25 protein-coding genes and 2 tRNA genes are annotated in these 25,456 nt (G+C 34.5%); 6 read left to right on the top strand and 21 right to left on the bottom strand.

What is annotated here, in order from left to right; translation table 11 throughout:
* Positions 1-53: 53 nt before the first annotated feature.
* Complete coding sequence (locus ACEN2K_RS02310; RefSeq protein ID WP_441757693.1) at positions 54-410, top strand: hypothetical protein; 357 nt, start codon at positions 54-56, stop codon at positions 408-410.
* On the opposite strand, the gene ACEN2K_RS02305 is transcribed toward ACEN2K_RS02310, so the two are convergent.
* From ACEN2K_RS02305 to ACEN2K_RS02295, 3 genes are all read right to left on the bottom strand, one after another.
* Positions 407-1,165 carry a UDP-2,3-diacylglucosamine diphosphatase gene (locus ACEN2K_RS02305; RefSeq protein ID WP_441757692.1) on the bottom strand — a complete coding sequence of 253 codons (759 nt, stop codon included), beginning with the start codon at positions 1,163-1,165 and terminating at the stop codon, positions 407-409. The two genes, ACEN2K_RS02310 and ACEN2K_RS02305, sit on opposite strands and share 4 nt — an antisense overlap.
* A gap of 23 nt (positions 1,166-1,188) precedes the next feature.
* Positions 1,189-1,641, bottom strand: a complete 453-nt coding sequence (locus ACEN2K_RS02300) for a 6-pyruvoyl trahydropterin synthase family protein (RefSeq protein WP_441757691.1) — start codon at positions 1,639-1,641, stop codon at positions 1,189-1,191.
* 180 nt (positions 1,642-1,821) lie between these two features.
* A complete protein-coding gene (locus ACEN2K_RS02295; protein ID WP_441757690.1) occupies positions 1,822-2,589 on the bottom strand; it encodes an enoyl-CoA hydratase/isomerase family protein in 768 nt (255 codons plus the stop codon).
* Between the two features lie 121 nt (positions 2,590-2,710).
* On the opposite strand from ACEN2K_RS02295, the gene ACEN2K_RS02290 reads away from it, so the two are divergent.
* Positions 2,711-2,784, top strand: a tRNA-Ala gene (locus ACEN2K_RS02290).
* A 185-nt stretch (positions 2,785-2,969) separates the two neighbouring features.
* Here the strand turns inward: ACEN2K_RS02290 and ACEN2K_RS02285 are convergent.
* The 5 genes from ACEN2K_RS02285 to ACEN2K_RS02265 all read right to left on the bottom strand — a co-directional run bounded on the left by ACEN2K_RS02285 (position 2,970) and on the right by ACEN2K_RS02265 (position 8,412).
* Positions 2,970-4,472 (bottom strand): aldehyde dehydrogenase family protein, encoded by a 1,503-nt coding sequence (locus ACEN2K_RS02285; protein ID WP_441757689.1) that lies wholly within the window; start codon positions 4,470-4,472, stop codon positions 2,970-2,972.
* 201 nt (positions 4,473-4,673) lie between these two features.
* The gene (locus ACEN2K_RS02280) at positions 4,674-5,513 is read right to left on the bottom strand and encodes a helix-turn-helix domain-containing protein (protein WP_441757688.1); all 840 of its coding nucleotides are present in this window, start codon (positions 5,511-5,513) and stop codon (positions 4,674-4,676) included.
* 104 nt (positions 5,514-5,617) lie between these two features.
* Positions 5,618-6,553, bottom strand: coding sequence for a lipid A deacylase LpxR family protein (locus tag ACEN2K_RS02275; protein ID WP_441757687.1), 936 nt, complete (start codon positions 6,551-6,553; stop codon positions 5,618-5,620).
* Positions 6,554-7,300: a monofunctional biosynthetic peptidoglycan transglycosylase gene (gene mtgA / locus ACEN2K_RS02270; protein ID WP_441757686.1), complete on the bottom strand. Its 747-nt coding sequence runs from the start codon at positions 7,298-7,300 to the stop codon at positions 6,554-6,556.
* A complete protein-coding gene (locus tag ACEN2K_RS02265) occupies positions 7,300-8,412 on the bottom strand; it encodes an NAD(P)/FAD-dependent oxidoreductase (protein ID WP_441757685.1) in 1,113 nt (370 codons plus the stop codon). The genes mtgA and ACEN2K_RS02265 overlap by 1 nt, the downstream gene beginning before the upstream one ends.
* A 229-nt stretch (positions 8,413-8,641) precedes the next feature.
* Between ACEN2K_RS02265 and ACEN2K_RS02260 the strand changes: the two genes are divergently transcribed.
* Both ACEN2K_RS02260 and ACEN2K_RS02255 read left to right on the top strand, forming a co-directional pair.
* Positions 8,642-10,543 carry an alpha/beta fold hydrolase gene (locus ACEN2K_RS02260; protein WP_441757684.1) on the top strand — a complete coding sequence of 634 codons (1,902 nt, stop codon included), beginning with the start codon at positions 8,642-8,644 and terminating at the stop codon, positions 10,541-10,543.
* A 73-nt stretch (positions 10,544-10,616) separates the two neighbouring features.
* Entirely contained in the window at positions 10,617-11,813 is a 1,197-nt protein-coding gene (locus ACEN2K_RS02255; protein ID WP_441757683.1) for an aminopeptidase C, read from the top strand.
* Between the two features lie 96 nt (positions 11,814-11,909).
* On the opposite strand, the gene accC is transcribed toward ACEN2K_RS02255, so the two are convergent.
* The 6 genes from accC to pdxA all read right to left on the bottom strand — a co-directional run bounded on the left by accC (position 11,910) and on the right by pdxA (position 16,904).
* Positions 11,910-13,256, bottom strand: a complete 1,347-nt coding sequence (accC, locus tag ACEN2K_RS02250) for an acetyl-CoA carboxylase biotin carboxylase subunit (protein ID WP_441757682.1) — start codon at positions 13,254-13,256, stop codon at positions 11,910-11,912.
* Positions 13,257-13,346: 90 nt separating this feature from the next.
* Positions 13,347-13,823, bottom strand: a complete 477-nt coding sequence (gene accB / locus ACEN2K_RS02245) for an acetyl-CoA carboxylase biotin carboxyl carrier protein (RefSeq protein WP_441757681.1) — start codon at positions 13,821-13,823, stop codon at positions 13,347-13,349.
* 23 nt (positions 13,824-13,846) lie between these two features.
* Positions 13,847-14,845, bottom strand: a complete 999-nt coding sequence (locus ACEN2K_RS02240) for a beta-ketoacyl-ACP synthase III (protein WP_441757942.1) — start codon at positions 14,843-14,845, stop codon at positions 13,847-13,849.
* A 175-nt stretch (positions 14,846-15,020) separates the two neighbouring features.
* On the bottom strand, positions 15,021-15,215 hold the full coding sequence (rpmF, locus tag ACEN2K_RS02235; RefSeq protein WP_007137315.1) for a 50S ribosomal protein L32: 195 nt from the start codon (positions 15,213-15,215) through the stop codon (positions 15,021-15,023).
* Positions 15,216-15,224: 9 nt separating this feature from the next.
* The gene (locus ACEN2K_RS02230) at positions 15,225-15,770 is read right to left on the bottom strand and encodes a YceD family protein (protein ID WP_441757680.1); all 546 of its coding nucleotides are present in this window, start codon (positions 15,768-15,770) and stop codon (positions 15,225-15,227) included.
* Positions 15,771-15,857: 87 nt separating this feature from the next.
* Positions 15,858-16,904 (bottom strand): 4-hydroxythreonine-4-phosphate dehydrogenase PdxA, encoded by a 1,047-nt coding sequence (pdxA, locus tag ACEN2K_RS02225; protein ID WP_441757679.1) that lies wholly within the window; start codon positions 16,902-16,904, stop codon positions 15,858-15,860.
* A 57-nt stretch (positions 16,905-16,961) separates the two neighbouring features.
* Between pdxA and ACEN2K_RS02220 the strand changes: the two genes are divergently transcribed.
* Positions 16,962-17,552 (top strand): riboflavin synthase, encoded by a 591-nt coding sequence (locus tag ACEN2K_RS02220; RefSeq protein WP_441757678.1) that lies wholly within the window; start codon positions 16,962-16,964, stop codon positions 17,550-17,552.
* A 16-nt stretch (positions 17,553-17,568) separates the two neighbouring features.
* Here the strand turns inward: ACEN2K_RS02220 and ACEN2K_RS02215 are convergent, their stop codons facing one another.
* From ACEN2K_RS02215 to mce, 3 genes are all read right to left on the bottom strand, one after another.
* Complete coding sequence (locus ACEN2K_RS02215) at positions 17,569-17,802, bottom strand: hypothetical protein (protein WP_441757677.1); 234 nt, start codon at positions 17,800-17,802, stop codon at positions 17,569-17,571.
* 162 nt (positions 17,803-17,964) lie between these two features.
* Positions 17,965-18,038, bottom strand: a tRNA-Ile gene (locus tag ACEN2K_RS02210).
* Positions 18,039-18,175: 137 nt separating this feature from the next.
* Entirely contained in the window at positions 18,176-18,577 is a 402-nt protein-coding gene (mce, locus tag ACEN2K_RS02205) for a methylmalonyl-CoA epimerase (protein ID WP_441757676.1), read from the bottom strand.
* 236 nt (positions 18,578-18,813) lie between these two features.
* Between mce and ACEN2K_RS02200 the strand changes: the two genes are divergently transcribed.
* Positions 18,814-20,478: an Ig-like domain-containing protein gene (locus tag ACEN2K_RS02200; protein ID WP_441757675.1), complete on the top strand. Its 1,665-nt coding sequence runs from the start codon at positions 18,814-18,816 to the stop codon at positions 20,476-20,478.
* On the opposite strand, the gene ACEN2K_RS02195 is transcribed toward ACEN2K_RS02200, so the two are convergent.
* The 4 genes from ACEN2K_RS02195 to ACEN2K_RS02180 all read right to left on the bottom strand — a co-directional run bounded on the left by ACEN2K_RS02195 (position 20,475) and on the right by ACEN2K_RS02180 (position 25,148).
* Complete coding sequence (locus ACEN2K_RS02195) at positions 20,475-21,242, bottom strand: amidohydrolase (RefSeq protein WP_441757674.1); 768 nt, start codon at positions 21,240-21,242, stop codon at positions 20,475-20,477. The genes ACEN2K_RS02200 and ACEN2K_RS02195 overlap by 4 nt on opposite strands.
* A gap of 388 nt (positions 21,243-21,630) precedes the next feature.
* Positions 21,631-22,377 (bottom strand): succinate dehydrogenase/fumarate reductase iron-sulfur subunit, encoded by a 747-nt coding sequence (locus tag ACEN2K_RS02190; protein ID WP_441757673.1) that lies wholly within the window; start codon positions 22,375-22,377, stop codon positions 21,631-21,633.
* 92 nt (positions 22,378-22,469) lie between these two features.
* Positions 22,470-24,470 (bottom strand): fumarate reductase/succinate dehydrogenase flavoprotein subunit, encoded by a 2,001-nt coding sequence (locus ACEN2K_RS02185; protein WP_441757672.1) that lies wholly within the window; start codon positions 24,468-24,470, stop codon positions 22,470-22,472.
* Positions 24,471-24,482: 12 nt separating this feature from the next.
* Complete coding sequence (locus ACEN2K_RS02180) at positions 24,483-25,148, bottom strand: succinate dehydrogenase cytochrome b subunit (protein WP_441757671.1); 666 nt, start codon at positions 25,146-25,148, stop codon at positions 24,483-24,485.
* Positions 25,149-25,456 lie beyond the last annotated feature (308 nt).

The raw sequence follows: 25,456 nt of genomic DNA, 5'->3' as shown, positions 1-25,456 counted from the left end.
CCTATTTAGAACCAATCTAAATAAATGGTATATTTGTTTCATACACGACTACTATGAAAGAAATAGAACAAATATATTATAACCATTCAGGGATTTCATTTTATTGGAAAAAGGAAAACCAGACAATTTTGAATAAAGTTCAAATAGTATTTAAGGAAACTGGCTTTTATTTCACGGTTCCTGAACTTAATAATTTCATCTGTTTAATTGAAGAGAGCATTAAGAAAAATAATTGCTGCGATGATTGTGCAATGAAAAACAGTTGCGATAAGTTTTTATTAAAGACGCCTTGCAGCCAAATTGACTTAGCCGTTTCAATGAAAGAATTAAAAGCGATTAAAGATTTAGTAGAAGGAACCTTATTTAAAATAAATATGGATGAATATTTATATGGCGCAGGAATGAACTAATTATCGTACTTCTTAATTTCGAAATTTTCCCCATCAAAAACGCCATAAGTAAAATATGAAATCCAGTCGCCTAGATTCACATATTCCGCGTCTACACCCACAGTTACTTTCATAGGTAAATGACGGTGACCAAAGACGAGGTAATTATAGTGTTTAGTCTCTAGTTTCTTTTTAGCATATAAAATTAGCCATTCGTTGTCTTCGCCAAGAAAGGTCACATCTTCATCACCAGAAATCAATTTATTTTTTACCGAAAGATACTGTGCTAATCCTACTCCTATGTCTGGATGAAGCCATCTGAAAAGCCATTTTGAAAAAGGATTAGTAAACACCTTTTTCATACGTTTGTAACCCATGTCACCAGGACCTTTTCCGTCACCATGACCTACTAAGAAGGTTTTATCACCAAAAGTATATTCTTGATTGTCATGATAAACGGGAATATTTAATTCTTTTTCGAAATAACCATGCATCCATAAATCGTGATTCCCTACAAAAAAGTATATGGGAATTCCGCTGTCGCGAATTTCAGCAAGTTTACCTAAAACACGTATAAAACCCTTGGGAACTACGGTTTTATATTCAAACCAAAAGTCAAATAAATCCCCCACTAAAAAAATAGCTTCTGCATCTTCTTTTACTTCGTCCAGCCAAGCCACGAATTTTTTTTCTCTGGGAAAACTTAATTCGGGAGTAGGCGCTCCAAAATGTTGATCAGAAGCAAAATATACTTTTTTATTATTAGGTAATTTCATTAAACTAAGATATCAGTTATGAATTATAGATTATCGCTAGCGTACCACTCTGCAAATGAAGACTCAGTTTCCTGCAACTTCAAAGAGAAAAGTTTAATTCCTTGTGGCAAACGGCTAATGATTCTTTGTGAAAAATCAATTACCATGTTTTCGCTTGTAGGCTGATAATCTACTAAGATTACATGGTGACCACGATTTTTTAATTCCATAGCAAGCTCTACGTGAGGCGTAGTTTCATTAAAAACAGTTGCGTGGTCGAATTGATCTACAATCTCTTCTTTTACAATTTTCTTTAAGTCCGAAAAGTCAATTACCATTCCGAATTTGACATCGTCTCTATTAGTAATCGGACTTCCTATAACGGTCACTGATAATTTGTAGCTATGTCCGTGAACATTTTTACATTTTCCGTCGTAGCCATAAAGGGCATGTCCAGTTTCGAAATTAAATTGTTTTGTAATTCTGATATTGCTCATCTAGGTATAATTTTGACTGCAAATTTAGTCATTTGTTGTGAGAAATGGATTGGAAATATTGTGTTTCCGACTCTATGCGTTTTAGCCCTGATAGTAGCGGCATCCTTTTACTGGCTTCTTTAGCCAGTAAAAGATATAGCGAATAGCAGGAAATAGCTTCTGATAAAACTACGAAAGCAATTATTTCTTAAATTGGTTTAAGGCATTTTTAGTAAAATCAGAGAGTACTAATTTACCTGAAATAGCAGCTCTTTCAACTAAAAGTACATCCCAGTTAGCGGTTCCTTCCCAGATAATTTTTTTCATTTGCTGTAGCGCCTCCGGATTATATGAGGCTAATTTTGATGTAAAATGTCCTAAGTCAATATCTAATTCAGTTTGATCATCGACTAACTTCGCATACAGCCCTTTTTCTAATGCCCATTCTGGCGTTTTCCACTCATGAGCAGCAAGCGTCATCTGAGTCATTGCCGTCTTACCAATCTTACGACTTACAGCTGGTTCAATCACAAACGGACCAATACCTATGGCAAGTTCAGAGAGTTTTACCGCAGCATTTGTAGTAGCAAAAGCATAATCACAGGCAGCTACTATGCCAACACCGCCTCCTACTGCCTTACCGTGAATGCGACCCACGATAATTTTTGAACAGTTGCGCATGGCGTTGATTAGGTTAGCAAATCCAGAGAAAAAAGCGGTGCCTTCTTGTAGATTTGAAACCGCCAAAAGCTCATCAAATGATGCGCCAGCACAAAACGCTCCTTTGCCTTCACTTCGCAAAACGATTATCGCTACATCTGGATTTGAACTCAGCTGATTTAACGCATCAGTGAGTGAATCCAGCAATTGACGAGGAATAGAATTGCTCGCGGGATGTGAAAATTGTACCGTTGCAATATTGTCTTGAATTGTTGAAGTAAGTGAACCGGTCGTTGCTGCTGTAGTCATTTGAATAGTTTTGTGGTAAAGTTAAAATTATTCTGAAGAAAGTAGTACAATTCAACCAGCAGAAAGTTGTTTTTTTATTTGTTTTTTGAATGCTAAATAATGTTATATTTGCGATTGTATTGGGGGATTAGCTCATTTGGCTAGAGTGCTTGCCTGGCAGGCAAGAGGTGACCGGTTCGAATCCGGTATTCTCCACATTATTAAAAAAACCCTTGAAATCTGGTGATTTTAAGGGTTTTTTGTTACTCAGATGTGACCATTGATTAGATTTCAAGCACTTCTATTTAATATTACGAACTAATAAATAGTCTCTATACCGTTAAAACGACAAAACCTCGGAATATCCGAGGTTTTTTTGTAAAATTTAAGTTAGTTTTTGATTAAAAGAATCCCATTGGCTCTTTATCATAAGAAATCAACATGTTTTTTACAACACGGTAATGATCTAAGGCCATTTTATGATTTTCACGTCCAAAACCAGATTCTTTAACACCTCCAAAAGGAGCGTGAGCAGGGTAAGTATGGTATTGGTTTACCCAAACTCTTCCCGCCTGTATAGCACGTGGAACTTGAAATAATTCATGTGCGTCACGAGACCAAACTCCTGCACCTAAACCGTAAGGTGTGTCATTTGCAATTGCAATTGCCTCCTCGGTAGTACTAAAAGTGGTTAACGCTACTACAGGTCCAAAAATTTCTTCTTGGAAGACACGCATATCGTTGTTTCCTTTTAAAACTGTTGGTTGAATATAGTATCCTTCAGAAAGTTCTCCTTCGTAGTTTCCAGCGTCTCCACCAGCTAAAACTGTAGCACCTTCTTCCTTTCCAATGTTGATATAGTTCAAAATTTTGTCGTACTGCGCCTTAGAAACTTGAGAACCGATCATGGTTTCTGGATCTAGTGGGTTACCTGTTTTAATCGCTCCTAGACGTTGTTGCATTCTTTCTATGAAAAGGTCTGCAATGCTTTCATGAACTAAAATACGTGTTGGTGCAGTACAGATTTCGCCTTGATTCAGTGCAAACATTAGCGCTCCTTCAATAGCTTTGCTAAAAAAAGCATCATCTTTATCTGCTACTGATGGGAAAAATATATTTGGAGATTTCCCTCCTAATTCCATAGTTACCGGAATAATGTTTTCAGCTGCATTGTGCAATACTTTACGTCCTGTTGCTGTAGAACCAGTAAAAGAAAGTTTAGCAACACGCTTAGAGGTTGCTAGAGCTTCACCCGCTTCATTACCAAAACCAGTTACAATGTTTAACACTCCCGCAGGTAAAATATCTCCTATTAATTCCATTAAAAGCATAACACTTGTAGGAGTTTGTTCCGCTGGTTTTACAACTGCCGTACAACCTGCTGCTAATGCTGGAGCGATTTTCCATGCTAACATTAACATTGGAAAATTCCAAGGAATAATCTCTCCAACTACTCCGATAGGTTCATGCAAAACAATGCTTACGGTATTTTTATCATGCTCTGAAATACTTCCTTCATCCGCACGAATCACTCCTGCAAAATAACGAAAGTGATCGATACAATAAGGAATATCAGCTGCACGAGATTCACGAATTGGTTTTCCATTATCAATTGTCTCTAATGTTGCTAAATATTCGAAGTTATCTTCCATTACCTGAGCGATCTTAAGTAACATATTACTGCGCTCTGTTGCTGATGTTGTGCTCCAAGAAGGAAATGCTTTATGTGCTGCATCTAATGCAAGGTTAACATCTTCCTCAGAAGAACGAGCTGCTTGAGTAAATACTTTTCCGTCTACTGGTGATACATTATCAAAATATTGCCCGTTAACCGGAGCAACAAACTTTCCGTCAATAAAATTCCCGTATCTTTCTTTAAAAACGGGTTTAGTTACATTTGCCATAATTATATTTTTAAAATTATATTGGTGTAATTATTTATAACATGCTTGTTATAAATAATTACACCACAAATGTATGGTTAAGGCCAATTCTTGCAGTTATTGATTCAGTTCAAAAAATTATGAAAAAAGGTCATTTTAATACTTTAACCAGTAAACAAATAACATAAATTTATCAACTTACTTAAGTTCAACGTTTTGCAATTATGAAGTGATTTCCTTTGGACTTATATTAAATTTGTTTTTAAAAGCAATACTAAAGTTAGATAAATTGTTATAACCCATATCTAAATAAATATCCGAAGGTTTTAATACGCCTTCTTGTAATATTTCTTTGGCTCTTTGCAAGCGCTTCTCCTGCAACCATTTCCCAGGTGCTTCTTTGTATTCGGCGATAAAATGACGTTTAAAAGTGGACAAACTCATATTGCATAAAAAGGCAATTTCCTCTAGTTTTAAATTCGAATAAACATTACTCTCTACTACGCTTTTAAACGGGGAAACATCATTAGAAATTAGAGAATGCAAATACAATTCAAATTTCTTACCGTATTTATTTAAAAGATACAGCATGATTTCTTCAAATTTCAGAGAAAGTAGTTGCTTTTCAAAACCCGAATCAGCTGTATCTAGTATTGTTACTGAATTTATAAAAGCTGCTATATACGCATCATTTTCAATGACAAAATAGGCGATTTCATCATTAGAAGGCACAACATTATTAGTATATTTACTTAAAAAGTCAATCAATTTTTGCTCCGAAAAAAAGAAAAGTTTACAATAATAAATAGCTTCAGTATCCAATAGCTCCGTCCAAAGCCAATTACCCTTTTTTAGCAGTAAAGATTGTTTACTATTAACCGCTACAGAAGTATCGGCAAAGTGAACTTGCTTTTTACCTACTTGTAAAAAGCTGAACATATTCATACTTAAATTGACTTTACTTTTAACAACATCATTAGTCATCTTAAAGTCATAAATTAATAAGTCGAGATTTGATTTTTTGTCCTGAAAATAAATTTCAGGTATGTTTTCTATTGGCATAGCATTTTTGTGAAAAAAGATGAAAATAATGAAAGAAATTAGTACACTGGGATTCAATTAATCAAGAATTCCATTCATAAAATTATAATACAAAACTATAAGTATTACTGCATTAAATATGAAATTCCTATAGACCCGTAAAAATAACCCGATATAGTAGAACTGTAAAGTTCTTTACCGCGGTAAACAAAGACATAAGATAAATTGAGCTTATTTTTGCGGTATTTAAATCCCGCCTCTCCGTTAAAACGAAAAGGTACTAAACTAAACGTCACGGGACTATTGTTATTAAAAAGACTGCCTTGAATTGTAGCATCATACATTTGATAGTTAATACTAGGAGCTATGTAAAAATAAAACTCTCTTTCATTGCTTCCTACTGCTCCTCCATAAAGGTTCGAATTGTATACCGCTACCAACTTTTTAAAACCTATTCTAGTCACAAAACCCGCCGAAGCTCCATTGAAAATTGTTCCTAAACTCGCTTCGCTAAGAAAGTGTAGATCGACAAAATCATGATGGCTTTCTGCAAATATTTTCTTAGAGAACATAAAATGCGTTTGTACCGCTAGAGCGTTTTGAATTTGGTATTCCCAGCCGCGAACTTCTTTGTAACCTACTAGATCATGAAAACTTTTTTGGGTTTCTTTACCAAAAGCATTTGGACCAACATATCCTATTCTCACATCCCCTTGAAATACTGATTCATTCGTATAAAAAATAGTATTCCCAAACTCTCCAAAAAGATAACCAGCATAGGGCCGATCCATAATATCTTTATTAGCTGAATTTAAAAATCGAGGTGTATAAATGTATTGTCCTACTTTAAACTGAGTGGTTTTTTTATAAATTTTTGTGTTTTCATTCTTTGTCAGATACCAATAAAACAGCTCCATCCCATTAGTATAATACATATCATTTTTAGAAGAGGTATACAAATCATTGTCGGCTACAAGCCCTATTTCAGCGCCCTGGTTTTGACTCCAAACATGAGTTGTTAGCAGTAGAACAAATAAAATAAATTTGTTTTTATACCGCATCTAATAATTTATTTTACCTACTGTGCGCATCACTCGCATGATTTTAGTTTTTCTATTATTAATATAGGAAGAAGAACTTGTTGCAGTAAATTTTCTAGGATTAGGCAATATTGCTGCTATTCCAGCCGCTTGTAGTGGCGTCAAATTGGCAGCATCTTTTCGGTACCAGTGCTCAGCAGCAGCTTGTGCTCCATAAACCCCATCACCCATTTCAATACTATTCAAATAGACTTCCATAATACGCTCTTTCCCCCATATAAGCTCAATTAAAACCGTAAAATAAGCTTCAAGACCTTTGCGTAAATAGCTGCGTCCTTGCCATAGAAAGACATTCTTAGCTGTCTGTTGTGAGATGGTGCTCCCTCCTTTAATTCTTCGACCGCGCTCATTGCTTTTATATGCTTTTTGCATGGCTTTGAAGTCAAACCCATTGTGTTTTAAAAACATGCCGTCCTCACTAGCAATAACTGCTTTTTGCAAATTTACAGAGATATTTTCAAGCGGTTCCCAGTCATGACTACACACAGCATCCTTACCTGCAGCTTTATGTTCAATTGCCCTAATAGCCATTAATGGTGTAAAGGGAACAGGAACAAATTTAAAAAGTACTACAAAAAATAAAGAGAGTCCTATAAACCACAATACAAGTTTAAAAATAAGCTTACTCAACTTACTTATAAAACTTCCAGACTCTTTTTTAACTGGTTTTCTCTTTGTGGAACTACTCGGTCTTGTTTTTATTCCCATTATATTAAATCTGCTAATTCTTTTCCTATTAAACTTCCTATTGCTACTCCCATTCCTCCTAGCCTAACACCACAATAAACGTTATCTGATAATTGAGAGACTATAGGTTTCTTACTGTTACCAATCCCCATAATGCCACTCCATCTGTGAGCAATTTTGAAGTCTTGGCGTGGCAAAATTACTTCTTTTAATAATTGTTCCAATTTATTTTGAATAATTTCTGTTTGAGCCAGCACTGTCGTTGTTTCAGTTTCAAAATCAAGATTTCTTCCACCTCCTAGTAATATTCTATCGCCAATGTTTCTAAAATAGTAATAACCTCTGTCTAAATGAAAAGTGCCTTTAATATCTAAATCTTCTATTGGCTCAGTAATTAAAACCTGTGCTCTTGCTGGTTTTACCGCGCCATTTGTCAATTTATTCGAAAAACCATTTGTAGCAAACAATACTTTTTTAGAAATAAAACTAAAGTCCTCCAGCCCAATTTCAACTCCGTTCCCTACATCCGCAAATGCTGTAACTGTCTGCTTATTTAAAATTAATATATTCTCATTATTCGCTTTTTTTAGTAACGCCTGCATCATATTAGCGGTATCTATTTGTCCTTCAAAGGGATTATAAATCACATAATCATGTATTCCATTGAAACCAAAACGATCCACTTGCTTCGCAAAAACATCTGCTTTAAATAATGGTTTTAAAATTTCATTTATAAATGGAAGTTTATTTACACATTCCGTATAACAGCTCTCATCTTCATTTAAAAAAAGTTCATAACCGCCAAAAGGCTTAAAATCTATTACCGTATCTCCTAAGTTCTTACGTAGTAATTGCAAACCCTGCCATCGCTTCTCAATAAGATTAATTACCTCTTCCTCTGAATGGGATTTCAAATCATCTATAATTTCTGAAATGCTTCCAAAGCAAGCAAAACCAGCATTTTTTGTACTCGCTCCCTGTGGCAACATCCCTTTTTCCAGCACTAAAATTTTACTTTCTGGAAATCTTTCGCGTAAGCGCAAAGCAGCATGCAAACCGACAATCCCACTACCTACAATAGTGTAATCTACATTTGTAAACCAATTATTCAACTCCCAATAACTTAAGTTCATGCTATTTTTTTTTATAAAAATAACATTTTCAACTGCTAATTCCGCTTCTCCAATTAAATTAATTTATTGATTGCTGATTTTAAGCAAAGTGGTTTGCTGCAAATTAATTTTCGTTAAAATTATAAATCAAAAAACAGTCCTCTTGTTTCGAAGTATAAACCACCATCAAACCAAGGAAAACTCATCTAAATTCTTTACTTTTAGATCACCAAAAAAATTACTTTTTAAAATGAAAAAAATATTATTTACAACACTGACAATGATGAGTCTAAGCGCAATTGCTCAAAATGTAATGTCCCCCGAAACGCTTTGGAAATTAGGCAGAGTAACACCTATTGGTATCTCTAAGGACGCAAAAAACATTGTTTACAAAGTAAGCAGCCCTTCTGTTGAAGAAAACAAATCCAATTCTAAGTACTATTATATCCCTATTAATGGCGGAAAAGCTACAGCTGTTGAATCCTTCAAAGAATTAGTAAATGATAAAAACATCTCCCCTGATGGAAAATATATGGTTTATAATGAAGAGGTAAAAGTTAATAACGTACTTGGAAAAGATTTTTACCCTGACTTAGATAAATCTGAAGTGCAAATCTATGATGGTTTAGATTATCGCCACTGGGACACATGGAATGAAGGCAAATTTAACCATGTTTTTTATAAAGAAAACAAAGAGGGATCAACAGGAATTGACATCTTGAAAGGGGAGGCATTTGACAGTCCACAAAAACCTTTTGGAGGAGACGAAGATTACATCTGGTCACCTGACAGTAACAGTATTTTGTATGTAGCCAAGAAAAAAGCAGGTACACAGTATGCTATATCTACAGATACTAATATTTACGAATACAATCTTGAAACCGGAGAAACGATTAATAGAACAGAAGGAAATTCAGGTTATGATATAGCACCGCAATTTTCTCCAGCAGGTAATTTATCGTGGTTGCAAATGAAACGTGACGGTTATGAAGCGGATAAAAATGACATCATAGTTGATTTTAAAGGCATGAAAATGAACCTTACTGCTAATTGGGACGGTACTGTGGATAGTTTTAAATGGAGTGTTGACAGCAAAAAAATCTATTTCATTGCTGCTATTGATGGCACAAAGCAATTATTTGAAGTCAACTTCCCTGGTCTTACTAAAATAGCGGTACAGGTAACCCAACTAACAAATGGAGATTTTGACGTCAATGAAATTGTAGGATTTTCTGGAAGCAGTATTATTGTTACTAGAGGAGATATGAATCATGCTGCAGAAATATTTTCTTACGATCTTAAGAAAAAATCTTGGAAACAAATCACAAATGTAAATACAGCAGTTTACAGCAAATTGTCACTTAGCAAAACTGAGAGAAGGTATGTAACAACAACTGACGGTAAGAAAATGTTAGTTTGGGTTATATTACCTCCAAACTTTGATGTTACAAAAAAATATCCAACCTTACTATATTGTCAAGGTGGACCGCAGAGCGCTCTGACACAGTTTTATTCTTTCCGTTGGAACTTTCAATTAATGGCAGCCAATGGCTATATAGTAGTAGCGCCTAACCGTCGTGGAATGCCAGGACATGGCGTTGAGTGGAATGAACAAATCAGTAAAGACTGGGGAGGCCAAGTTATGGACGATTACCTTTCGGCAATTGATGATGTAGCTAAAGAAAGTTATGTGGACAAAACACGTTTAGGATGTGTGGGTGCTAGCTATGGTGGATATTCTGCTTTTTATTTGGCTGGAATCCACAACAACCGTTTCAAAACTTTTATCGCTCATGATGGGGTCTTTAACACGCAAAGTATGTTTGGGACTACAGAGGAAGTATTCTTTAATAATTGGGATTTTGGGGGTGCTTACTGGGAGAAAGATAATGCGGTGGCACAAAAAACATACAGCACTTTTAATCCGATTAACTTGGTTGAAAAATGGAATACTCCGATCTTAATAATTCAAGGGGGTAAAGATTTTAGAGTACCAATTGGTCAAGGACAAGAAGCATTCCAAGCAGCGCAATTACGTGGTATCAAAAGCAGATTTATCTATTTCCCTGAAGAAAATCACTGGGTTTTAAAACCTCAAAACGCTCAAGTTTGGCAAAAAGAATTTTTCAAATGGCTAAAAGAAACACTATAAAAAGTTAAAGTCTGTTTTTAATGTAACAATTCAAACATTCCTTAAACTTATTATAAAACTTAAATAAAATAATATGTATCAATTAAAAATGAGAAACTTATTCCTTGCTTCCGCATTAGTGTTGGGCATGGCAACTGTTTCAGCACAAGATGGATTGGTTAATTCACTTAAAATTAATGCCAGCGAAAAAAGTGCGGAAAGTTTTAAATTCACCGATGTTATTAACCTAGCCAACACTTCGATAAAAAACCAGGGTTCATCAGGAACTTGCTGGAGTTATTCTACTAACTCCTATTTAGAATCAGAGATGATACGTTTAGGTAAGCAACCCGTAGAAATATCACAAGTGTTTTCAGCTCGAAATGCTTACGTCGAAAAAGGTAAAAATTATGTACGTATGCATGGCGCAGTTACTCTTGGTGACGGTGGAGAATTACACGACGTAATTAACATGTACAAGAAATATGGCGCGGTACCTCAAGAAGTATACAGCGGATTAAATTACGGTACAACTAAAAATAAATTTGCCGAAATGGCCTCAATAACCGAAGCATTGTTAGCTGCAGTGGTCAAAAATCCAAATGGAGAACTGACACCCAATTGGGAAAAAGCCTATGCAGCAGTTATAGATTCTTATCTTGGTGAAGTACCTAAAAACTTTACTTATAAAGGAAAAAATTATACTCCGCAGTCATTCGCTAAAGAAATGATCGGAATTAATCCTGAAGAATATATAGAATTTGCATCTTATGCTACAGAACCATATTATAAGAAAACAATGATGATGGTTCCTGATAACTGGTCATTTGATTTAGTATATAATGTAAAAATGAATGACATGACAGCCATCATTGATAATGCATTAAAAAATGGCTTTACAGTTGCATGGGCGACAGATGTAAGCGAAAAAAGCTTCAGTTGGAAAAATGGTGTCGCGTATGTACCAACCAAAAAGTTTGATGACATGACCAAAGAAGAAAAAGAAAACATGTTCAATGGTCCTAAAGAAGAACTAAAAATTACTGAAGAATTGCGTCAAAAAGCATTTGATAATTATCAGACTACAGATGATCACGCGATGCATATTGTTGGTATTGCTAAAGACCAATTAGGCAAAGAATATTACATCGTAAAAAACTCTTGGGGTGTTACTAATGACTACAAAGGCTACCTATATGTGACTAAGGATTTTGTGAAATACAAAACAACTTCATTCATGGTAAATAAAGCAGGAATCCCTGCTGATATTTCGACTAAAATAGGAGTATAAACCACTAAATTATTTTAAATTATAGATAAATTCATATTTTTGTCCATAAAAAAACCTCACTTTTCAGTGAGGTTTTTTTTTATACTAAAAAGCCATTTATTCAGGACTAATCATTTTAAATGTATCCATAAAAGCAGTGGTATAATCCCCTGCAATATATCTTGGATCATCCATTAATTGTCTGTGAAATGGAATAGTTGTTTTGATTCCTTCGATAACAAATTCATCTAATGCTCTTCTCATTTTACTTATTGCTTCTTCTCTTGTTTGAGCAGTAGTAATTAATTTAGCGATCATAGAGTCATAATTAGGCGGAATTGTATATCCTGAGTACACATGTGTATCTAAACGTACTCCATGTCCACCCGGCATATGAAGCGTAGTGATTTTTCCTGGAGAAGGACGGAAGTCATTGTATGGATCTTCCGCATTGATACGACATTCTATAGCATGTAATTGTGGTAAATAATTTTTACCAGAAATAGGCACACCAGCCGCAACTAAAATTTGCTCACGAATCAAATCATAATCAATAACTTGCTCTGTAATAGGATGTTCCACTTGAATACGAGTATTCATTTCCATGAAATAGAAATTACGGTGCTTATCTACTAAGAATTCTACCGTTCCAGCACCTTCATACTTAATAAATTCTGCCGCTTTTACTGCAGCATCTCCCATTTTTAAACGCAATTCGTCTGTCATGAAAGGCGAAGGTGTTTCTTCAGTTAATTTTTGATGACGTCTTTGTACAGAACAGTCTCTCTCCGAAAGGTGACAGGCTTTTCCATAAGAATCTCCAATTACTTGGATTTCTATATGACGTGGCTCTTCTATTAACTTTTCAAGGTACATACCATCATTACCAAAAGCGGCAGCAGACTCTTGACGAGCTCCTTCCCATGCTTTTAATAAATCTTCTTCTTTCCAAACAGCACGCATTCCTTTTCCACCACCACCAGCGGTAGCTTTTAACATAACTGGAAAGCCAAATTCTCTAGAAAGTTGTAATGCTTGTTCGTATGATTCTAAAATCCCAACAGAACCGGGTACACATGGTACACCAGCTTCAATCATGGTTGCTTTAGCCGAAGCCTTATCTCCCATTCTATCAATCATTTCAGGAGAAGCTCCAATGAATTTGATTCCGTGTTCTTGACAAATTTTAGAAAACTTAGAATTCTCAGATAAGAATCCGTAACCTGGATGTATTGCATCTGCATTAGTGATTTCTGCAGCAGCAATAATATTTGACATTTTCAAATAAGACAAATTACTTGGAGCTGGTCCAATACAAACCGCTTCGTCAGCAAACCTAACGTGTAAACTCTCAGCATCAGCAGTAGAATAAACAGCAACGGTCTTAATGCCCATTTCTTTGCAAGTTCTAATTACGCGAAGCGCAATTTCTCCCCTATTTGCAATTAATATTTTTTTAAACATCTTGTTTTAAATTTTAAATTATGAATTTTAAATTTTAAATTATCTCAAAGGGACCAACTGGGTACTTTGAAATATATAATTTAAAATTAATTAAGATGGATCAACTAAAAATAATGGTTGGTCAAATTCTACTGGAGACATATCATCTACCAATACTTTAACGATTTTACCAGAAACTTCAGATTCGATTTCATTGAATAATTTCATCGCTTCAATAACACATAAAACGTCTCCTTTACCAATAGTAGTTCCCACTTCTACAAACATAGCTTTGTCTGGAGATGGTTTTCTATAAAATGTACCAATAATTGGTGACTTAATCGTGATGTATTTAGAATCTTCAGCTGGAGCAACTGCAGCTGGAGCAACTGGAGCTACTGGCTGTGGTGCTAAAGCTTGTTGCAATGTGTTTTGAGCAGGCAATTGCTGTACATACGTAGTCTCTGTAGTATTACCTTCTAAAGTTGTTCTAATGGTGATTTTAACATCATCCATTTCCAATTTAACTTCTGCAACTCCCGAATTTGCTACAAATTTGATTAGGTTCTGAATTTCTTTTAAATCCATAATTATTTGTTTTTAGTTTAAATTTATTTTTTATCGTAGGCCCATTTCAAATAAATAGAACCCCAAGTGAATCCACCGCCAAAAGCAGCAAATATAACTGTATCTCCTTTTTTGAATTTACTTTCAAAATCATTAAGTACTAACGGTAATGTTGCCGAAGTAGTGTTTCCATATTTTTCAATATTCATCAACACTTTAGCTTCTTCTAAGTTCATTCTACTCGCAGTAGCATCAATAATTCTTTTATTAGCCTGATGTGGCACTAACCAGTCAACATCTTCATTTGTCAAATTATTTCTTTTCAGAATTAACTCACTTGCATCGGCCATATTAGTAACTGCATATTTAAATACCGTTTTACCATCTTGAATAATATTGTGCCTTTTCTCGTTTATTGTATCGATAGAAGTGGGGTTCAATGAACCTCCGGCATCAATCTTTAAAAAATCACGACCTACACCGTCACTTCTTAAATATTCATCTTGCAAACCTAAACCTTCATAGTTGGGCTCAAATAAAACAGCACCCGCGCCATCACCAAAGATGATACAAGTGGAACGGTCAGTATAGTCTACAATTGATGACATTTTATCAGCACCAATTAATAAAACTTTTTTATATCTTCCTGATTGTATATAGGCCGCTGCAGTAGACATTCCGTATAAAAAACTAGAACATGCAGCTTGCAAATCATACGAAAAAGCATTTGTTGCACCAATTTGAGTAGCTACATAAACACCTGTTGATGCCACTGGCATATCTGGTGTTGCAGTTGCCATAATAATTAAATCTATCTCTAATGGATCAAGATTTGCTTTTGCCAATAAATCTTGAGCAGCTTTAATAGCTAAGAACGAGGTTCCTTTATCACTATCTTTAAGAATTCTTCTTTCTTTAATACCTGTACGAGAGGTAATCCATTCGTCATTTGTGTCAACCATAGTTTCTAAAACTTTGTTTGAAAGTACAAAGTCAGGAACATATGCTCCAACAGCTGTAATTGCGGCTGTGATTGTATTCATTGTATTCGAATATTTTTCATCAAATGTTGCCATTTGAAAAAACGTTTAAAAGAGGTGAAAATTACAAAAAAAAATCTAAACCTATTGTTTTAGAACTTCTTATTTAATGAAAATTACAAACAACAAAAAAACTCTCACGATGTGAGAGTTCAAATATCATTTGTAAAAAAATGCATTAAGCAACAGCTACAGACTTATCTATAACAACTTGCCCTCTGTAGTACATTTTTCCTTCATGCCAGTAGGCTCTGTGGTATAAATGCGCCTCACCTGTAATTGGGCAAGTAGCGATTTGTGCTACAGTAGCTTTATAATGTGTTCTTCTCTTATCTCTTCTTGTTTTGGAGATTTTTCTCTTAGGATGTGCCATTTTACTATATTATTTATCCGTTAATAGTTGCTTTAATTTGTCCCATCTAGGGTCAATATTTTCTTTTTCTTCTTCTTTTTCTTCTTCTGGTTCTTTAACCGCTAATTCATTCAGTTTATCAAGAGCCTCTGTTTTTAAACTTCCGTCTTTTACACCTGGATGAACCCGTCTTAGAGGTACTGAAAGCACAATCATCTCATACAAGTACTGCGCAACATCAATTTCAAATTCGCCAAAAGGCAAAATAAGCAATTCCTCATTGTCATTATTAAACTGATCTCCAAAACGAACTATCAATTTCATCTTACCCTCAATAGGCAAGTCAAATTCTTCACTCGTTAAATCACAAGGTACATTTACTGAACCTTTATGCTCCAAAATCAATTCCAGCATGTTGCTTTTTTTCTCTAAAACTACATTTACTTTGACGTCTGATTTTTCAAATTCATCATAATCAAAGATTTCAAAGAACGCATTACTTAATTGATATTCAAAATGATGTTTCCCTAGCTTTAATCCCACAAAAGGAATTAAAAATTCTTTTGTATTCTTCATTTCAACATAATTTTACCCCAAACTTCGGGAGTGCAAAGATATAAAATTATTACAAAACTAATAATGTTATTTATCTTTTTTTATTTACTACTGTTTTTCCTTTATCTTTAAAGGTTTTGCACTGATTTCTGCGTACTCAATTCTAGAGCGATAAATATCTAAAGATAAATAAACCGCTTCTTTAAATGAATTAAAATCAGCAATACCTTTTCCTGCTATATCGTAAGCCGTTCCATGATCAGGAGAAGTTCTCACCTTATTCAAACCCGCGGTATAATTCACTCCTTTACCAAAAGACAGTGTTTTAAACGGAATCAAACCTTGATCATGATAGGTAGCAATAACTGCATCGTATTTTTCATATTGACCACTGCCAAAAAAACCATCAGCAGCAAAGGGCCCAAATACTAGAGTCCCTTTCTCAAATAACTTCTTCAGCGTTGGCCTTAGAACTGCGTCATCCTCTGTTCCTATCACACCGCCATCACCACAATGAGGATTCAAACCTAATACAGCAATTTTGGGTTTATTAATACTAAAATCTTGAATTAAAGATTTTCTTATAGTTTCAATTTTTCTAGTAATTAACTCCTCTGTTAAATGAGCCGTAACTTCATTTAAAGGAATATGATCCGTAAGCAAACCCACTCTCAAATTATCCTGAACCATCAACATCAATGCATCTCCCTCTAGTTCTTGATTTAAATAATCAGTATGTCCAGGAAAATGAAAAGCATTCGACTGAATATTATATTTATTAATTGGTGCCGTTACTAATACATCAACCAAACCTTCTTTTAAAGCTGCTGTTGCAGCTACAAATGATTTGATTGCATATTCTCCCACTTTCTCATCATTTTCCCCAAGATTTAAATCAACTCCCTCTTTCCAAAGATTATAAACATTGATTTTTCCAGGAAGAATTTGATCCAATTGATCAATACCATGCAAAGCAACTGCAGAACCTAAATTCTTTTTAATGAATGTCATTATTTTTACATTAGCAAAAATAACTGGCGTGCACAACTCTAACATTCGAGTATCTTCAAATGTTTTAAGAACTACTTCGCTTCCAATACCGTTTAAATCTCCTATCGAAATTCCAACTATTATATTTTCTGCTTTTTTCATCATGCTACTAATTATTTATTGCTAATTTTGAAGTGCAAATTTAGTAAAATAAAACAAGAAATGTTTACAGGAATAATAGAAACCCTTGGAACCATCCAAGAAATACATAAAGAAAAAGACAATATTCACATTACTGTGAACTCATCTATAACATCTGAACTAAAAATAGACCAGAGTGTAGCCCATAACGGAATATGCCTAACAGTAGTAGCTATTAACAATAATAACTACACAGTGACCGCTATTGACGAAACCATTCAAAAAACAAATTTAGGAGATTGGGCGGTAGGCGACAGTATTAATTTAGAAAGAGCCATGAAACTTGGAGACCGATTGGACGGACATATCGTGCAAGGTCATGTAGATCAAACTGGAACTTGTATAGCTGCAGAAGAAACAAATGGGAGCTGGACTTATACCTTTGAATTCGATGACTCACTTAACAATCTAACAATTGAAAAAGGCTCTATAACTGTAAATGGAGTCAGCTTAACAGTTGTAAACTCTAAGAAAAATCAGTTTAGCGTTGCTATAATTCCATATACTTACGAGCACACTAATTTTAATAGTTTCAAAGTAGGCACTAAAATCAATCTTGAGTTTGATGTGATTGGTAAATATGTTTCAAAACTTCAACAGAACCAAAACTAAATAAAAAAACTGAGGTCTAAACTGAGGTTTTTTGTTTACTATTATATTTATAAGTGATATAGATCCCAAAAAGTATTGCCATAAAAAATAATACGAAAATATTTTCATCAATAGGCAAACCTGGGGGCGGCTGCGGCCCATCATCAGCAGCAGCCATATTAGCAGGAGCCGGGGGTTGGGGCTCAGCATACAGCACCATAACCAACAGCATACAAAGGGATGTGACAATTTTTTTAAAGGCAACTTTCATATTTTTCAAAAGTAACAAATGAATTGTTTTAAAAGAAATTATTTAACAGCAAACTTCTCTTTCCCAACACACTAAATAGAACTGATTCACAATTATAAAAAAATTAAAAAAACCTTATAAAAAAAAGCCTTCACATTACTGCGAAGGCTTTCTTGTTAACTGTGGTCCCACCTGGGCTCGAACCAGGGACCACCTGATTATGAGTCAGGTGCTCTAACCAGCTGAGCTATAGGACCGGTTAAGAGTTTGCAATATTACTACTATTTTTCGTTTACTCCAAATATTTTTTATGTAGTTTTACATAAATGCAAACAAATAAATCAAACAGAAAACAAACTTGCTGATTATTAGAATTGTAAAAAAATATTAAAAACTATTTTATTTCTTGGCATAGCTCTATTAAAACCCCATTGGTGCTTTTAGGATGTAAAAAAGCAACTAATTTATTATCGGCTCCTTTTTTAGGTTCATCATTTAACACTATAAAACCCTCATTTTTCAATCTTGCTATTTCGGCTGTTATATCTTCGACATCAAAAGCGATATGATGAATCCCTTCCCCTTTTTTTTCTAAAAATTTAGCAATAGGACTATCTGGACTTGTAGCAGCAAGAAGTTCTATTTTATTTGGTCCGTTTTTAAAAAAGGAGGTCATTACTCCTTCACTAGCCACTTCTTCCGACTTGTATGCAGCTGCCCCAAACAGTTTTTCAAACAAGGCATTCGAGACTTCTAAATCTTTAACAGCTATTCCTATGTGTTCAATTTTTCTCATTATCTTTAATTTTTATAAAATAATCATAATTCCTATCCTTATCGATAGGAAGTTGATCCTTTGCAAAACTACAAATTAAATTTACCTTAGCATGAGCTCAAATTAAATCAGCCCTGAATATTTTCACAAAACACTAGCGTGTGTTTAATACAAGTAGTCAGCTCATAATATTTCTATAAAAATTTCCATTCCCGTAAATATAATTGTTATTTTGTATCCAGAAATATACAGTCTTTATGTTCAAAAACAACTCGATTATTATCTATATCCTTTTAGCTCTTTCTCTAGCTAATTGTGCAAAAAGAGGCACAATTACAGGAGGATTAAAAGATACTCTTGCTCCTACTTTACGAATGAGTTTCCCTAAAAACTACAGCACTAATTTTAAAGGTGACGAAATCAAATTAGTTTTTGATGAATATATAAAACTTAAAAATCTAAATAAGCAATTGATCATTTCACCTCCTATGAAACAGGAGCCTATAGTATTACCTACTACTGCTAGTAAATTTATTACGATAAAAATAAAGGACACACTCCAGCCTAATACCACTTACAGTTTTAATTTTGGACAAAGTATCTCTGACAATAATGAAGGTAATCCTTACAATCAATTTAAATATGTGTTTTCCACAGGAGATTACATCGACTCCCTTGCGATAGGTGGAAAAATCAAAGACTCTTACGAGAAAGAAGCGGATGCTTTTGTTTCTGTAATGCTTTATGAAGTTAATGAGAAATTCAATGATTCAGTGGTTTTTAATGAGTCCCCACGCTATATAACTAACACCTTAGATAGTTTGAAAACCTTTAGATTGGAAAACTTAAAAGCGGGTAAATATCTTTTAGTCGCTATGAAAGATAAAAATAGCAACAACAAGTTCAACCCTAAAGAGGACAAAATTGGGTTTAGAAAAGAATTCATTACTATTCCAAACGATACCGTTTATGAAATCGAACTATTCAAAGAGACGTTAGATTTTAAATCATACAAACCAAGTCAGGCGTCAGCTAACAGGTTATTACTAGGTTATAATGGAAAACAAGATCTAAAGGAAAATCTTCCTAAAGTTGTAGTTAAAAGCAATGGACAAAATATAGAATCTATTATTACTCAAATGCCTAAGAAGGATTCTCTACAAGTTTGGTTTAGACCAATTAAAACCGATTCATTAGCCATTAGCGTATCAAGAGATAATTACCTACAAGATTATATATTAAAAATTAAAGACCAAAAAAAGGATTCTTTAAATATAAGTGCTACTCAAACAGGACTATTGAATTTCAGAGATCGTTTTACTCTTGAAACCGCAACTCCATTAGTAAAGTTTGATGATGCAAAGATAAAAGTGATTAGCAATGATAGTACTGAAGTTTCTTTTAAAAGAGAATATGATGCTTTTAATCAAAAAGTATACTTGGATTTTAAAAAAGAGCCCAAACAGAAATACGATATTCGTTTATTGCCAGGTGCGCTGACCGATTTTTATGAAAAGGCTAATGATACTCTTAATTTTAAACTTACTACAAAAGAGGAATCAGATTATGGAAACCTTCGTATTCAATTGCAGAATGTAAAATATTTTCCTGTAATAGTAGAACTCACTAATTCAAAGGGAGATGTGGTAGAAACTGCCTATACTGAAGAAAAAACTACAATTGATTTTAACTTAATAAATCCAGCTGTTTATAGTCTTCGAATTATCTATGATGAAAATAAAAATAGAAGGTATGATTCTGGAAACTTTTTAGAAAAAAGATACTCTGAAGAAGTAGTTTATTTTTCGAAAGAAATAGACGTTCGTGCCAATTGGGATGTCGATCAAATTTTTGATGTCAGTATTCCCTACACTCCAGAGCCAAAAATAAAGACAGCACCTAAGAAAAAGTCTAGCTTTTAATACTGAATTTCAAAAGAATCCCTATCACTTAAAAAATCAAGTTTTTTACGAACTGCCATTAAATTAGATTGGTCTAAAGTTGCAATCAAAACAGCTTCTGATTCTATTGGAGCGATTAAACAATCACCCAAACCGTCTAGTACTTGTGAATGGCCGATGTATTCGTATCTGTTATCATCTGTTCCTATTCTATTGACTCCAATTGTGTAACTCATATTCTCGATGGCTCTTGCAACCAGCAAGCTATCCCAAGCTTTAATTCTTGTTTTCGGCCAGTTAGCCACATAAATTAGTAAGTCATAATTCTCAGTATTTCTTGAAAAAACTGGGAATCGCAAGTCATAACATATTAAGGGACAAATCTTCCAACCTAAATACTCTACTATCAGTTTTTGAGCACCTCTTAAGTACACTTTGTCTTCGCCTGCCAAAGTAAACAAATGTCTTTTATCATAGTGCTGAATCTCTCCTGAAGGAAAAACAAATAACATGCGATTATAAAAATTAGAATCTTCTTCAATCACAATACTTCCGGTGATTGCGCAGTTATTGGCTTTGGCCAAAGTTTGCATCCACAGCACCGTTTGTCCATTCATAGGTTCAGCAACAGCAGCAGGATTCATTGTAAAACCCGTCGTGAACATTTCAGGAAGCACAACGAGATTGATCTCTTCCTTAATAGCATTTATTTTCTCTTCGAAATAAAGTCGGTTTGCTTCGGGATTTTCCCAAACTAAGGTGGATTGAATTAAGGCTACTTTCATTTTATAAAATTACTAAAAAATGAAATAAAGACAATGGTGTTTTCATCTGAATTCCGATGTGAAAAAAGGGAACATAGATGACGCGGATTGAGCGGATTTATAAAAGGAATTTAGTTTTAAGTTTTTTGTTTCTTGGGATTATAAATCAGCGGTTTCTCAATGGGATTCTTTAATTTCACTATTCTTTCCTCTATATCCTATTCTTTCTTTGGGTGAGGGATAGTAGTGAAAATCCTTTTATGAAATGAAATGGAATAAAAGATTGCAGCGAATAGCCCGACCGCAGGGCACCCCAAAAACAAAAAAAAACGCATCCAAATGAATGAATACGTTTTTTATATTACTATCTTAAAGTTTTACATTTTAAGACATTTGGCCTTAGAATTAATTATCCTTTTGCGCTTGCTGCTAAATATTCTCTATTCATACGAGCGATGTTTTCTAAAGAAATTCCTTTAGGACATTCTACTTCACATGCTCCTGTATTACTACAGTTACCAAAACCTTCAGCATCCATTTGGTGTACCATATTCAATACACGGTCAGTCGCTTCGATTCTACCTTGAGGTAATAATGCATATTGAGAAACTTTAGCCGCAACGAATAACATTGCTGATGAGTTTTTACAACTTGCTACACAAGCACCACAACCAATACAAGTTGCAGCATCAAATGCTTCGTCAGCATCTTTCTTGTTAATAGGAATTGTATTTGCGTCTATAGTATTCCCAGAAGTGTTTACAGATATAAATCCTCCTGCATGTTGAATTCTGTCAAAAGCGCTACGGTTTACAACTAAATCTTTTACTACCGGGAAAGCTGCTGCACGGAAAGGCTCGATTGTAATCGTATCACCATCCTTGAACATACGCATGTGTAATTGACAAGTCGTTACACCTCTATCAGGTCCGTGTGCTTCACCGTTAATAAATAAAGAACACATTCCGCAAATTCCTTCGCGACAATCGTGGTCAAAAGCAACTGGTTCACCACCTTTGCTCATTAAATCTTCATTGAAAACGTCAAGCATTTCAAGGAAAGACATGTCTGGCTCAATTCCGTCGATTTGATAATCAACCATTGCTCCTTTATCTTGGGCGTTTTTTTGACGCCATATTTTTAATGTAAGTTTCATACTTTTTTAGTTTGAAAGTCATAAAGTTGAAAGTTGAAAGTCTCTGGACTCAGTGCCCTTTGACTTGAAGACTTTTGCCTTTTGACTAATTGCTATTTGTAATTTCTTTGAACTAGTTTAACGGCATCAAATACCAACTCTTCTTTGTGTAAAACAGCGTCACTAGGTTTTCCTTTGTACTCCCAAGCAGCAACATAAGCAAAGTTTTCATCATCACGTTTTGCTTCACCATCTTCAGTTTGATACTCCTCTCTAAAGTGACCTCCACAAGATTCGTTACGGTGTAAAGCATCTTTAGCAAACAATTCACCTAGTTCTAAGAAGTCAGCTACACGAGTTGCTTTCTCTAGTTCTTGATTGAATCCTTTATCTGTTCCAGGGATTTTTACATCTTTATAAAACTCTTCACGTAAAGCAGCGATTTCATTGATTGCTTCAGTTAATCCTTGAGCATTACGAGCCATTCCAACTTTATCCCACATAATTTTTCCTAATTTCCTATGGAAATAGTCAACAGAATGTGTTCCGTTATTGTTCATGAATCTATCGATTTGGTCTTTCACTCCTTTTTCTGCAGCTTCAAATTCTGGAGAATCAGTTGAGATAGGTCCCATTTTAATATCTGGTGATAAGTAATCTCCAATTGTGTATGGCAATACAAAATAACCATCAGCTAAACCTTGCATTAAGGCAGAAGCTCCCAATCTATTTGCACCGTGATCAGAGAAGTTTGATTCTCCAATTGAGAAACATCCAGGAATTGTAGTCATTAAGTTATAATCAACCCATGTTCCACCCATTGTGTAGTGAACCGCTGGGTAAATCATCATAGGTGAAGTATATGGATCCTCATCTACAATTTTATAATACATCTGGAACAAGTTCCCGTATTTATTTTTTACAACTTCAGTTCCTAATTTAGTAACTGCTTCCTTATCGTTTGCATCTACACCTTTTAAGAATGCTTGCTCTTTTCCGTAACGTTGTATTGCTGCAGCAAAATCTAAATAAACAGCTTCACCTGTTTTATTTACTCCATAACCAGCGTCACATCTTTCTTTAGCAGCACGAGAAGCCACATCTCTAGGAACTAGGTTACCAAAAGCAGGATATCTTCTTTCTAAGTAATAATCTCTTTCAGCCTCTGATAAGTCTATTGCTTTTTTCTTTCCTTCACGAATTGCTTTTGCATCTTCTAGTTTTGCAGGAACCCAGATACGTCCATCATTACGTAAAGACTCTGACATCAAAGTTAACTTTGATTGGTGGTCTCCAGAAACAGGAATACATGTAGGATGAATTTGTGTGTAACAAGGATTTGCAAAATAAGCTCCTTTTTTATGGATTTTCCATGCTGCAGTAGCATTAGATCCCATTGCATTTGTTGACAAGAAGAAAACGTTTCCGTATCCACCAGAAGCAATAACTACTGCGTGAGCAGAATGTCTTTCGATTTCACCTGTAATCAAGTTACGAGCAATAATCCCTCTAGCTTTTCCGTTTACGATTACTATGTCTAACATTTCGTGACGGTTGTGCATTTTTATTTTTCCGCGACCTATTTGACGGTTCATTGCAGAGTAAGCACCTAGTAACAATTGTTGTCCTGTTTGCCCTCTAGCATAAAACGTTCTCGATACTAATGCACCACCAAAAGAACGGTTATCTAATAAACCTCCATATTCACGTGCCAATGGTACCCCTTGAGCAACACATTGGTCAATAATATTTGTTGAAACTTCTGCAAGACGGTGTACGTTAGCTTCACGAGCGCGGTAATCACCCCCTTTTACAGTGTCGTAAAATAATCTAAAAACAGAATCTCCATCTCCTTGATAATTTTTTGCAGCGTTGATACCTCCTTGTGCAGCGATTGAGTGCGCACGACGAGGTGAATCTTGAAAGCAAAAAGCTTTTACGTTATATCCTAATTCTGCTAAAGTTGCAGCAGCAGAACCTCCAGCTAATCCTGTTCCAACAACGATAACATCTAAATTACGTTTGTTAGCAGGATTTACTAAATTAATATGATCTTTATAATCTGTCCATTTATCCGAAATTGGACCATTTGGAATTTTTGAGTCTAATGCCATTATAATTTAATATTAATGATTGAAATGATGAAATAAAGCAATAAAAATAAATCCGAAAGGAACGATGAAAGCAAATCCTAAACCGAAGTTTCTCAATCCTCTTGAATATTTATTATTGAAACCAACTGATTGAAAAGAAGAACTAAATCCATGTTTCAAGTGTAATGCTAACAATACAAATGAAATACAGTACAAAGCGGTACGTACTGGACTTTCAAACTTTTCTGCTAATTCATGAAAATATCTAGTCTCGTCTAATGGATTAACTGCTACATACTTGTATACCATTTCAGGAAACCAAAAATCGTAAAAGTGTAATGCTAAGAAAGCCAAGATTACCAACCCAGAATAAATCATATTTCTTGAAGCCCAAGAAGAATTTGCAGCACCATTATTTTTTGCATAAGCAATAGGTCTTGCGCTTCTATTTTGAATTTCTAAAACAAAACCCATGATAAAGTGAAAAATCACTCCTACTATTAAGATAGGCTGAATCACAAATTGTACTAAGGGATTATTTCCCATGAAATGAGAAATGGAATTAAATACGTCGGAACTAAACACCGAAGTCATATTAATGAAAAAGTGCTGTGCTAGAAACAACATCAGAAAAAGTCCTGAAAGCGCCATAGCAACTTTTTTAGCTATTGACGACTTCAATAATGCAGATTTTGCCATAAGATTTGAATAATTTGTTTTAAAAAATATGACAAAAATAAAGCAAATAGAGTTGAACTACAACCTTTTCGCCCTTATTTATAATGATTTTAAAGTGTTCTAGCCAAAAAAATAACAATCCTTTAAAATCCAATATTTAAAGCGTTAACCTACTTAAAGTTAGTTAAACAAAACGGCAAAAAAAGAAAAATCACTGATCTCTCATTTGATGTGGTATTAATAAATATCGCCTACAAATTTAGAGATTAGAAAATTTAAAGTTTGTTTTACTAGAAAATCAATAAAAGCGGTAGCTAACAAACTATTTA

This window comes from Flavobacterium sp. W21_SRS_FM3 (assembly GCF_052113625.1).
Taxonomy (GTDB): domain Bacteria; phylum Bacteroidota; class Bacteroidia; order Flavobacteriales; family Flavobacteriaceae; genus Flavobacterium.
Note: the sequence above shows the minus strand (reverse complement) of the source record. Positions and strands in the feature narration are given on the sequence as shown.